Source organism: Nostoc sp. (assembly GCF_036917615.1).
Classification (GTDB): domain Bacteria; phylum Cyanobacteriota; class Cyanobacteriia; order Cyanobacteriales; family Nostocaceae; genus Nostoc.
Genome location: NZ_JBALCZ010000022.1, coordinates 22,223 through 33,818, shown reverse-complemented (window position 1 = coordinate 33,818; position 11,596 = coordinate 22,223). Strand labels below are relative to the sequence as shown.

General features: G+C 40.8%; 13 protein-coding genes and 1 pseudogene. 2 read left to right on the top strand and 12 right to left on the bottom strand.

Annotated features, from left to right (window positions below):
* Nucleotides 1-193: 193 nt before the first annotated feature.
* Nucleotides 194-1,087, bottom strand: coding sequence for an SDH family Clp fold serine proteinase (locus V7K85_RS08080; RefSeq protein ID WP_334812533.1), 894 nt, complete (start codon nucleotides 1,085-1,087; stop codon nucleotides 194-196).
* A gap of 454 nt (nucleotides 1,088-1,541) precedes the next feature.
* Here V7K85_RS08080 and V7K85_RS08075 point away from each other — a divergent pair, with 454 nt between their 5' ends.
* Complete coding sequence (locus tag V7K85_RS08075) at nucleotides 1,542-1,928, top strand: hypothetical protein (RefSeq protein ID WP_334812529.1); 387 nt, start codon at nucleotides 1,542-1,544, stop codon at nucleotides 1,926-1,928.
* Between the two features lie 219 nt (nucleotides 1,929-2,147).
* Here the strand turns inward: V7K85_RS08075 and V7K85_RS08070 are convergent, their stop codons facing one another.
* Nucleotides 2,148-4,037, bottom strand: coding sequence for a serine/threonine-protein kinase (locus tag V7K85_RS08070; RefSeq protein ID WP_334812527.1), 1,890 nt, complete (start codon nucleotides 4,035-4,037; stop codon nucleotides 2,148-2,150).
* A gap of 290 nt (nucleotides 4,038-4,327) precedes the next feature.
* On the opposite strand from V7K85_RS08070, the gene V7K85_RS08065 reads away from it, so the two are divergent.
* Entirely contained in the window at nucleotides 4,328-5,236 is a 909-nt protein-coding gene (locus tag V7K85_RS08065; protein ID WP_334812531.1) for a c-type heme family protein, read from the top strand.
* A gap of 46 nt (nucleotides 5,237-5,282) precedes the next feature.
* Here the strand turns inward: V7K85_RS08065 and V7K85_RS08060 are convergent, their stop codons facing one another.
* From V7K85_RS08060 to V7K85_RS08015, 10 genes and pseudogenes are all read right to left on the bottom strand, one after another.
* Complete coding sequence (locus tag V7K85_RS08060; RefSeq protein ID WP_334812525.1) at nucleotides 5,283-6,530, bottom strand: serine/threonine-protein kinase; 1,248 nt, start codon at nucleotides 6,528-6,530, stop codon at nucleotides 5,283-5,285.
* A gap of 617 nt (nucleotides 6,531-7,147) precedes the next feature.
* On the bottom strand, nucleotides 7,148-7,972 hold the full coding sequence (locus tag V7K85_RS08055) for a Uma2 family endonuclease (RefSeq protein WP_334812524.1): 825 nt from the start codon (nucleotides 7,970-7,972) through the stop codon (nucleotides 7,148-7,150).
* 242 nt (nucleotides 7,973-8,214) lie between these two features.
* Nucleotides 8,215-8,625: a DUF5615 family PIN-like protein gene (locus tag V7K85_RS08050; RefSeq protein WP_334812522.1), complete on the bottom strand. Its 411-nt coding sequence runs from the start codon at nucleotides 8,623-8,625 to the stop codon at nucleotides 8,215-8,217.
* Nucleotides 8,618-8,944 (bottom strand): DUF433 domain-containing protein, encoded by a 327-nt coding sequence (locus V7K85_RS08045; protein WP_334812520.1) that lies wholly within the window; start codon nucleotides 8,942-8,944, stop codon nucleotides 8,618-8,620. Before V7K85_RS08045 ends, V7K85_RS08050 begins: the two co-directional genes overlap by 8 nt.
* A gap of 101 nt (nucleotides 8,945-9,045) precedes the next feature.
* A complete protein-coding gene (locus V7K85_RS08040) occupies nucleotides 9,046-9,378 on the bottom strand; it encodes a type II toxin-antitoxin system PemK/MazF family toxin (RefSeq protein ID WP_334812518.1) in 333 nt (110 codons plus the stop codon).
* A 3-nt stretch (nucleotides 9,379-9,381) separates the two neighbouring features.
* Entirely contained in the window at nucleotides 9,382-9,639 is a 258-nt protein-coding gene (locus tag V7K85_RS08035; RefSeq protein WP_334812517.1) for a hypothetical protein, read from the bottom strand.
* A 180-nt stretch (nucleotides 9,640-9,819) separates the two neighbouring features.
* Nucleotides 9,820-10,082, bottom strand: a pseudogene (locus tag V7K85_RS08030) (serine/threonine-protein kinase); the annotation flags it as partial.
* Nucleotides 10,083-10,200: 118 nt separating this feature from the next.
* On the bottom strand, nucleotides 10,201-10,440 hold the full coding sequence (locus V7K85_RS08025) for a type II toxin-antitoxin system HicA family toxin (RefSeq protein WP_334812515.1): 240 nt from the start codon (nucleotides 10,438-10,440) through the stop codon (nucleotides 10,201-10,203).
* Entirely contained in the window at nucleotides 10,440-10,664 is a 225-nt protein-coding gene (locus V7K85_RS08020) for a type II toxin-antitoxin system HicB family antitoxin (RefSeq protein ID WP_265274917.1), read from the bottom strand. The genes V7K85_RS08025 and V7K85_RS08020 overlap by 1 nt, the downstream gene beginning before the upstream one ends.
* 224 nt (nucleotides 10,665-10,888) lie before the next feature.
* Complete coding sequence (locus V7K85_RS08015) at nucleotides 10,889-11,596, bottom strand: Uma2 family endonuclease (protein ID WP_334812512.1); 708 nt, start codon at nucleotides 11,594-11,596, stop codon at nucleotides 10,889-10,891.

Sequence of the window (11,596 nt, the reverse complement as noted above, 5' to 3'; positions counted from 1 at the left end):
CCGATGTCTACACCGATGTCTACACCGATGTCTACACCGATGTCTACACCGATGTCTACACCGATGTCTACACCGATGTCTACACCGATGTCTACACCGATGTCTACGCCAACAGCTACGCCAACAGCTACACCGACATCTACACCGACATCTACACCCTAGTCGCCATAAAAAACTCCTACCCCAATACCTTTCAAATCATCTGATTTGGTTCTTCTAAGGGTCTGCCCTTGGGGGTAGGTAAAATTGGACGGCGGTCATTGTAAGGCATAGGAATGTACTGGACAGTGGGTCGCCCTCCTTGTGGCTGTGGGTACAGATCCATAAGATCATAAATAGAATGGGGCAGTCCGACGGTTACGGGCAGCCCCATTTCTGTTGCTTCCTCTATAGTGATGGGATAGTCGTGGGTAACGCGCCCGGTTGTCAGGGCTTCGATAATTGATTCGATATTTTCTGGCAGAACTTTTTGTTTGGGTATACTGTCTTTTAGCAGAGTTCGCACAAACCGCTGTACCTGCCCAATTGCTTTGCGTGAGAGATCTGCCATAATTAGAGTTTGGTCATCAATCTCACCGATGGGTTTATCTTCAACTACTTTCAGGATACTCGCTGCGGGGTAATTACCCAATTGGGGATCAACTGGCCCCAAAACAGCGTTAGCATCCATAATAATTTCATCAGAGGCGAGGGCAAGCATTGTACCACCACTCATAGCATAGTGGGGTACAAAGACTGTGACTTTTGCTTGGTGGCGAATTAATGCTCTGGCGATTTGTTCGGTAGCCAAAACCAAACCACCAGGAGTGTGCAAAATTAAGTCAATTGGCACATCTGGGGGTGTGAGGCGAATTGCCCGCAGTATCTGTTCTGAGTCTTCGATAGTAATGTAGCGAGATAAAGGAATTCCCAGTAAGCTAATAGACTCTTGGCGATGAATCAGCAAAATCACCCGACTTTTGCGTTCCTGCTGGAATTCTCGTAAAGCACGCAAGCGGCCATATTCTATTTGACGTTTTTGCCAAAGGGGTTGCAAAGAAGTCAGAAGGAGGAAAATCCAGAAGAAATCACCGATACCAAAGCCCATAAATATTAATTCTTTGTTCAAAAATAACGGTTGTCGTCATTATTGTTACAAATTTTGGGCGATCGCAGTTCTATCTGTAGATTTAAAAGTATCGAACCACACTAAGGAAAAATATTATAGGACTTAGGCATTGACAGGAAAGACCAAATATAAATGATTTGAAAAACCACATCTTCCGTAGGGGTAAAGCGCATTAAACCCTACAGCGCGGGTCTTTTTACCATCAAAAAATGATTAATAAAAGCCGGAAACGACTTATTTGAGTAAATGCATACTTGGATTAATTTGTACAGTGCATAAGGCGGATGTTTTTATAAAACTTAATATTATTAATAATTCAAAAGATTATTATACTTTTTGCGTAAAAAAAATAGAGTCTAAGTAGTACAGCTAGATGCAAAAATTAAAATTTGCAAGAGCTTTAACCAACTCGTTCTATTGAACAGGAGTAAATATGGAACTGGAACCCAACAACACTTTTGACACTCGCACAAACACAGGTGTAGGACAAGGATTTAATTTCTATGCCTCTTATGGAAACTATATTGGTCCTGGAGACAACGACTACCACCTATTGTATGTCCCCGAAGCGGGAGATACAATTTCCATTAACACCTCTGGTAGAGGCTCCTACGCTGATGATGTGGACACCACCATAACACTCTTTAATGAGTACTACACACAAATAGGCTTTGATGACGATAGTGGTATCAACCGTAACAGTTCATTGACCTACATTGCTCCAGTAGCCGGTAACTACTACTTTAATGTAGCGGGACATTTGGGTGATACAGGGAATTACGATATTACCGTCAATTTGACGCCCCATTTGATGACTTAAAGTAGACGTGTTAACACTTACAGGGTGTCTGAAAAAAAGCCTCCATTGCTACTTTCTCAAGAGCGAGAAGCCAATCTGCAGCAATGAGAAATCGTCTTTACAGAGCCTCATTTCGACTACTTGAGTGCCTTAGCTGGATATATTTTTGACTTTTCAGACATCCTCTAAGACGATGTTTTATAGGAAACGCTATATGAATTACGAATTACGAATTATTTATTACCCCCGTCGCCAAATCTTGATAGTGTCGTCATCACCACCGCTAACTAGAGTTTGGCCATTGGGACTGAAGGCAACGCATCTAACATAACTGGAATGCCCTGTAAGTGTGCTGATTTCTCTGCCTGTATTTACGTGCCACAGTTTGATAGTGTTGTCCCAACTGCCACTAGCGAGAAGTTGCCCATCTTGGCTAAAGGCGACTGACCAAACTGAATCAGAATGACCAATGAGAGAACGAATTTCTTTGCCTGTATTTACATGCCACAGTTTAATCGTGTTGTCACCACTGCCACTGGCGATAATTTCCCCATCCTGGCTGAAGACGATACAGTTGACAAAGAAGGAATGACCTGTAAGTGTGCAGATGTTTCTGGCTGTGTATACTTGCCACAGTTTGATAGTGTAATCATTACTGCCACTAGCCAGAAGCTCTCTATCCTTGCTATTCGTTGTCGGTGTTCTCAAAGAGTAGGCGACTGACGAAACTGAGTCAGAATGACCGATGAAAGTTTGGATTTCTATGCCTGTGTGTACCTGCCACAGTTTAATTGTGCAGTCAGCACTGCCACTAGCCAAAAACTTGCCATCTGCACTAAAGGCAACGGAATTCACCCAATTAGCATGACCAATGAGAGTACGAATTTCTTTGCCTGTATTTACATCCCATAATTTAATTGTGTTATCCCAACTACCGCTAGCCAAAATCCCCCAGTTCTGGTCTGCGATTCCCGCAGATTTGCCTGATTCGCCTTGATAAGAAAGCTTTGAGGAGATTGGGCTAAAGGCGACAGAATGAACCATACTGGAATGACCAGAAGACCAACGACCCAGTTGACGCACTAGCTTGCCAGTAGCCAGTTGCCAAAGTTTGATAGTCATGTCATTACTGCCACTAGCAATAAATTGCCCGTCTGAGCTAATGGCGATCGCATGAACCATACTAGAATGACCTTTGATCGTCTGTACACATTGCCAGTTCTGTTGATTTAATACAACAGGTGGAGGTGGTTTCAGTCTAGGCGTTATCACTAAAGTAGATGATATTTTTGTGATATTATTCTCCGATTCAGTCCCCAATAAATCTAACCACTCCTGCACAGACTGGGGACGATAGGTTGACTCCAGATCCATGCCGCAGATAATAGCCTGATTTACCCTGTTGCTGATCTTAGGATTAAAATATTGTGGTGGTTCTAAATTAATATTGTGACGCCTATCATCTGCACTCGTCGGGATAACGGCAGTAAGCAAATTATACAAGGTAGCAGCTAGGGCGTAGATATCAATGTATTCTCCTCGTGGCGCTTCTGATTCATACTGCTCAGGTGGGGCAAAACCAGGAGTGCGATATACTGTATGCCTTTGGATCATATTGGGAATAAATTCTCTAGCGATGCCAAAGTCTATCAGCACTGCTTCTGATTTATGAATGCGGATCATTATGTTACGTGGTTTGAGATCCCGATGCAGCAGTCCTTTAGAGTGAATTAGCGTCAAAGCGTCGCCAATTTGCCGGATGTACAGCAGCGCTTCTGCTTCTGATAGCACCCCTATCCGCCTTAAACGCTGTCCTAAGTCTTCGCCTTCGATGTACTCCATCACCATGCAGGGCAAATTTCCCTCATCGAAGATGGTTTCTATCTGTACTATATGAGGATGGTGACACACAGCTAGCCGAACTGCTTCATCACGGAAATCTTGCCGTAACTTGTTTCGGTGGAGTATCCAAGCGGGGTGATTCAGGATTTCTTCTTTGAGGGTTTTAATCACTCGCAGTTGATTCCGTTGATTTCTGGCAAGATAAGTAATGCCAATTCCGCCTTCGCCTAGTTGGCTTTCGATAATATAGCGTCCACCAAATAAAGACTTTCCTGCATTCCACACCATTAGTAATATCTGACAATTGCTGGTATTTATTTTGGCACGGGATCAGAACAGCCAATAGGAATTTTTGAGAATTCCATTTGAATAGCTGTTGTAGCTTTTTAAAACTTATTTACTTAGAAAACATTTTCATCAACCTCAATAATTACTAATATAAAGTTAGATATACCCTAATAGTTTTAGCTAAACTATATCTTTACACCAAAATCTTTATTTGATTGCTCATGCTAAAGTAAACGATGACTTTAGCCATATTTAGTCATAATAATTAGACTTGTAGGTAATCTGAAATGATGCTAAAAAATCTCAAGTTGAAACAAAAGTTTACAATTCTGCTACTGGTAATTCTAACATTCGGTTTGAGCTTGAGTGGATTGGCTCTTTCTTCTCTGCTCAGAGAAAATGCCAAACAAGATATTAGTTCAACTGCTCTCATGCTTATGGAAACAATGAGTTCTGTTCGGAAATACACCAATACTCAAGTGAATCCAGAGCTAACTGATAAATTGGCAACTGAGTTTTTGCCGCAAAGCGTGCCTGCATACTCAGCACGGGAGGTATTTGAGATTTTACGGAAAACAACAGACTACCGTGATTTCTTTTATAAAGAAGCAACTCTCAATCCCACAAATCTTCGGGATAAAGCTGACGGTTTTGAGACGGAAATTGTAGAAAGGTTCAGAAATAAATCAGACCTTAAAGAAGTGAGTGGATTTCGCTCAATTCCTGGTGGGGATATCTTTTATATTGCTCGTCCGCTGCCAATTTCTGAAGAAAGCTGTCTGAAGTGTCATAGTGTACCCGAAGCTGCACCTCAAAGTATGATTACTCAATATGGTACAGCTAACGGATTTGGGTGGAAGCTTAATCAAATTATCGGCGCTCAGATTATATCAGTACCTGCGAATAACGTCATCAAAAAAGCTAATCAGTCTTCCTTACTAATTATCCTAATTGTATCAACTATTTTTATAGCGACTATCCTGTTAGTCAATCTTTTCTTGAATCGACAAGTTGTTATACCTCTCAAACGCATGACTCGCATAGCTGAGGAAGTTAGTACCGGACATATGGAAGTTGAATTCGAGCAGATGTCTAATGATGAAATCGGTAATTTAGCTAAAGCCTTTAAACGGATGCAGTTAAGTTTAGAAATGGCAATGAAAAGAATCAAACGTACTCATGGAAGTATCGGGGACTAGAAGATGAAAAATTAAAATTATCCCTAAATTGGTCGTTTATAAATATCTATGAGAATAAACTTTTTTTGAATTCAAAAGCTGCTTGAAAGTCAGGAATTTCCCTGGCTATGAGTTCAATAAATTGATCAGCTGAAATGTAAGGATTTTGAGCTAATATTTCTTCCATAACCAGATTTGCCATTGGGCCAATGTGGTAGGCTAACTCTTGCTGACAACGTTTGATAAATGCTGGTTGGAGAGAAGGTTGTTGTTTAATTTGCCCAATTTGCGGACTAGTAGGTGAACTAGGTGAACTAAAAATTGTTTCTCCAGGTTGGTTGTATGACGGCGATATGGCTGACATAGCCTGAAATTCAGGATTAAATACCGTGGCAGGCAAATCATCAATCATGATTGCAGGAGATATTGCCACTTCTGCTTCTCCAATCCGCTCTAAATCTATAAGAACTTCCTTGGCAGTTTGGTATCGCTTGTTAGGCGTATCTGCCAACATATGATCGAGTACTTGAGCGAAACTATCAGTAACATAGGAATAATAACGCCAGTTCCATTCTAAAGAGTACTGATTCATTAGTAAGGATGGATCTCTACCTGTGATTAGTACAATAGCTGTTACCCCCAAAGCATAAAGATCACTACAGGCGGAACATAAACCCAAGCTAATCTGTTCGCGGGGAGCATATCCCACTTTGCCTACAAGGGACATTTTGCCCACAAAGGTCACCTGGTGGTTAGAATTTCTCCCCTCGTTCATGTCAGTAATTTGCTTACCTACACCGAAATCAATCAGTACTGGCAGATCCTTGCCATCAGGTAACATGATATTGTCAGGAGAAATATCTCGATGGATGATGTTGTGCTGGTGGACATATTCCAAAACAGGTAGCAGATTCTTTAGCCACTCTATAACTTCTTCTTCAGAAAAATTTCTTCCTTGACGTTGAAGTTCTCCCAGCAGCCTAGAATATGTTTTACCGTCAACATACTCTTGTACTAGGAATAACCGACCATCTCCTTCAAAGCAAGCCAAAAACTTGGGAATTTGAGGATGTTGCAATTGATGAAGAATTTTTGCCTCTCTTTTAAATAAGTTGCGATATTGTTCCAGTCCACTCTCCCCTGTGCCAATGGGCGCAAACTCTTTGAGAACACAAGCTTCATTAAATCGACGAGTGTCATAGGCCAAGTAAGTTCGCCCCAATCCTCCCTGTCCTAGAAGTTTTTGGATAATATAGCGGTTATCGATTAGAGTTCCAGCAGCTATTTCTGGTCTTGTCATAGGGGACTGTGACATCTCATCGCACTCCTAGCGATTTTATTGTTGATAGATTTTCTCGTTTGCTGAAAGTCAGAAACTCTAGCAGATAAAGGCTGATAACATCCCTAAAATTGAGATTAGTACCACTATCAAGACAAGGAAATACACTTTTCTACAATCTTTTGATGGTCTTGTGTGACCAAATAGACGATTTTTATTTAGGTTATTTTTTCATACTACTAGTATTTAAGTATTTTAGCAGCCGCAATCTAATCAGTGTTTGCGGTAATATTTGCGATTGCTCTAAGTATCGCTTTTTGGATTTACTGCTGAACCACATCTTACCCCTAGTAATTCTATTGGCACTGAGTTTGGGAACAGTAGCATATAGTCTGATATCATAGTTTTTCAAACAAATTGAGGTTGCTATAGACTTACCGAAGGAAATATTATATGTATTTCATATGTATTTCAAGTGCTGAATATGCGTTAGCGCAGCTCGTCGTAGACATCGCTCTCAAAAGTTAATCTTTTTGGGAGCTAATATCGTTATTAAATAGCTGCCTCGATATCGGCTATCAAATTCAGTACAATTATTTCTCAAAGTAGAAAATTATGGTGCGTACAGTAAAAGACTCCTAAAGCTACAATAATTAATCTAGTTCATCAGGATTCACGCCTAACTGACGCAAACGTTCTGCTAATTGTTCTGCTTTTCGTTTAGCTTGAGCAGCTTCTTGTTTGGCTTCCGTAGCTTCTTGTTCCGCAATCATAGCTCGTTCAGTTGCAGCAGCAGCTTCTTCTGTGGGTGAGGGAATTAATTCTCCCCTCAAAGTGAACCACCTTAACCACGACTTTTCTATATCTCGAAATGAACCCTGCCATAAGCCTAAACTTAAATTAATCTCTGGCATTAGTAAGCGCCCTTCGGTCAAATTCATCGGTTCATAGTGACCACCTACTAACTGAAATGCCCGGAGTTCATTCGTGTAGCGACTAAAAACAATATAATAGGGAATCCGCAAAATTCGTTCATAAACTTCCCATTTGCTAGGAGGTTTATCTGCTGCACTTGTTCTTCTTGTGCCCAAATCTTCGTCTTCCGTACCTGGAGATAATAACTCAACAACCACAAAGGGGTTTGCTGGCTCTTGCCAAGTTACATAACTTAACCGTAAGTCCTGCCCTTTGTATAATTTTCCTACCCCGACTACACCAAACCAATCTGGGCGTTTATACCATAAAGGATGCTGTAAATCGTAGTAGAGATTAAGGTCAGCAGCACTGTAAACTAATTCTGGATTCCAGTTAATGGGCTGAAAAGTTAAGTATAAAAGTAAGGGCTGTAAAAAATGAAAATCGTCTGGCAAACCTGGTTCCTCTGGGTTGTCACTTGGTAAATCATACATCGTTGGTAGGGTTTCCCAAGGAGGAAGCGGCGGATCAGATTGAGGGATGTAATGGGAAGAAGAAGTCATAGTAAAAGTATGATTTCAGATTGTTCACATTCCAGTAACAACTTAATTTACGCAGATTCTCCTAATGCTTTGAACAACTGTTACTTTAACTCTTTTAGTAGTATAAAACTTTCCCTTCCATTCAGCATTGAAGGGAAAGTTACAGCTAAATCCAACTCTAGCAAATTGAGCGGGAAAGGTAAGACCACTTTCGACCGTGGCAATAACTTTTTCTTTTGTCAAGATTAAAGGCTTTTTGATGCTTACCTTGAGTATTCTTGAATAATAAAAACTTGTCTGCTAGATTTGGGCTGATTCTGCTTTTTGACACGAATCAGACGATTTTGTAGCGTCAGCGCAAAAGCATAACTTTGTGACTCTATACCTTGCAGGTAGGCATGGAGGGTTTGAGTTTGTCCTACATAGTCTCTATCGGTTTTGCAAATAATAATGCCGTTGTGAGAAATGCCGCTACTATGTAAGGTGATGAAGTCGTCACGATTAAGGGTGATGACAGCTCGCTCGTTTTGGGTTGCAAAGGTAAGAACATCTTCATCGGGAATACCTTGATTTGCTTGCCATGCTTCGTAGGAAGTCAGAACATCGTAGCCTAACTGGCGCAGTTGTCTAACTATATCCATTGGAAAGTTCTCACTAGAGTAGAGCTTAACCATCGGCATCCTCAGTAAACGTGATGATTGCTTGGTCTAATTCTTCGCGGTGCTGTTCATAATAAGCCCATGCATCTGTGAGATCGTCATCAGTTAGGGTAGGGTAGTTTCGCAGTAACTCTTCTTTATCTGCTCCCTGTTGGCGAAAAACAACCAGCGTCCACACAGGAATGCGCGTGTTGCGAATGCGTGGCTGTCCACCGCATACACCAGCTGTCACTTGAATTGGTTTGCTGCTTAATCGCTCTTGCAAAAAGATGCGCTCTTGTGGGGTGAGGGATTCGATAACCTGTACCAGTGAATCGACCAATCGGGTGTTCATGGGCTACTATTTTTGCTTTCTCAAATTATCCTAAATCGTGCTGCGATCGCTTGTCATTTAGTATAGTCACTACGCCTAGCTAAATTTCATTCCAAGGAAGTTTATTCAATAGAAGACCATATTTGATAGATGTTTTGACGCACTTTTTCGCAATCATTTGGTTGTAAAATTTCTAATTGACGTTCTAATAGACGCTTTTCTACTGTGTTTATCTTATGCAACCTAACTACTGAGGGACGCATTAAACCGGCTTGCTGCCATTCTATAATTTCAACATCAAAAACCGTTTGAGTTATTTGACTGGTAGTTCGCGCCACAATAACATCATCATCTCCTGTATCTAAAAGTAATAACACTGAACGCAGTTTGAATATTACTGCATCAGTAAAAGGTAATTTGAGCAAAATAACTGAGCCAGATTGATAATTTTGCATCGCTTAAATTGTGTCGTAAATAGCATCATCTTCGCTGTAGCCTTTTAATAATTGCTCGGCTGCAAGACGATGCCAAGCTGCTTCCTCTTGTTTTTCTTCTGTGGGTTCAGTAACGAGAAGAATTACTTTTACTTGCTGGTTATTTGCTAACTGTTGCAAAACAGTATTCGGCAACTCTATTTTGCCTTCGGTGGTGACATTCGCTGGAAATTCGTATGCTTTAATGTTGAGTGTGTCCGTGTTTATAAACAACGTAAGCATTTATATAAAATCTTGATACAATATGTTTCAAGGAAAAGTTCTATAAATATTTTTACGATGTGCAACTCTTTTACAAATGAGTGTTTGTGTTTCTTTGTCAACACTAATACCTATTCTGTAATCACCTACGCGAATTTTATATTTATCGTCGTAGCCTTTCATTTTTTGCAAATAGCCTAAATCAAAGACGTTTTCTACCTGCACAATATGAGGATGGCGACACAAAGCCAGTCGCAAAGCTTCATCTCGAAAGTCTTGGCGTAGTTTATCTTGCTTGCTTATCCAGGCGGGATGATTGAGGATTTGTTCTCTGAGGGTTTTGATGACTCGCAATCACCGTGTTGATTTTTTGCCAGATAAGTTATACCTATGCCACCTTCACCCAATTTTCTCTCGATGATGTAGCGATCGCCAAATAACTGCTGCCCTGGATTCCAAACCATTGGTAAAAACCGTAATTTTACTGATATTTATTTTCGCACACCATAAATATCAGTTTTTGCCAATGCCAAGATTGATGTGTAAGCTTTTTATACAATGTTTCTACATTAAGTTTTTTACTTAACTTTGCTCATAGGCTGTTAAGAATTCATCCCGCGAGATACTTACTTGACTACAAATTGATCTTAATGTCCCTGATTTAATTTGAGATTGGTTAGGCATTACTAATGGTGTCTGCGATCCATCTTCATTTTCTCGCACCATGACAATATGTTCACGTTCCCGAACAATGCAAAAACCCAGCAACTCAAATGCTTTTATAACTCTCTTCTTCGGAGCATCGACAGGAAACTTCGGCATTAAATAGCTACCTCTGCCTCTGTCAGAAAAGCTTCGATTACTGGTGATTCATCTTCGAGTATTTCTTTGCCAAATATCTCAATGTAGCAGCGAATAGCCGACTTGACATCGGCTAAGGCTTCTTCATAAGTGTCACCTTGACCAACTATAGCCCCTTTAATACCAAGAGGATAGGCAACATAACCGTCAGAATGTTTTTCGACAATAATTTTGATTTGTTTCATCGCTAGCGCGTTTGGCAACGGAGATTTTAGGCGATTCTGATGGAGCCTACAATAAACAGTATATTCAATCGTAATCAACCTATGGCGATCGCAGTTGTTAAACTCTCATCTTGCCTAACAACTGGTATTCAGCCCTACTTAATCATTTGTGATAAACAAGATCCCCGATTTCTTTGAGAATTCGGGGATCTGTTGGCTTTCAATTTTTCCTAAAATTTAAGTCATCACATCTGTGGTTCAATTCCCGCAGCCCGCAATTGTGCTGCTAGTCGTTCAGCGCGTTGCCGTTCTTGTTCGGCTAATTCTGCACCCCAAGGCAGAAGGTTTCCTTGTTCATCCCACCACCGTAACCACTTTCCTGTGCGGTTTTCACGAGTACCTTGCCACACCCCAAGGTAAAGATTCATTTGGGCTATCCAGTAGCGTTGATTTTCATCAGGCTCTTGCAAGATGTACTGTTCTGTGTTTTGCAAGCGATACATCTCTAAACTGCCGCTATTTGGATCAAAGATGATGTAGTTTGGTACTTTTAAGATGCGCTCGTAGAAAAACCATTTTCCTGGAGGATATGTCGCTTTGACAGAATACTCTGTCTCCTGTGTATCGGAAATAAATTCCATCACAATTACGGGAATGTCACCCTGAAGTTGAGGGGTGTAACTGCGTGTTACTTCTTCTCTATTAACATTAATTTTGGCAATGAAAGCCCAATCAGGGGCTTTAATGACCATTCTGTTGTTTAGCGTGGCACAAATGCCATAATTAGTTGTTGTCAGAGCGTTAGCTGAAATTTTTCTAGCTAATTGTAGGCTTTCCGTGAGTGCAGCAGCTAAGGCTGGTTGGTTGATGTTGTCCACTGGATCGTCTGGCAGTTTATAATCATCGGGTAGTTTTTCCCAAGTGATTTGGTAGTCTTGGGTGATGGCTGTCAT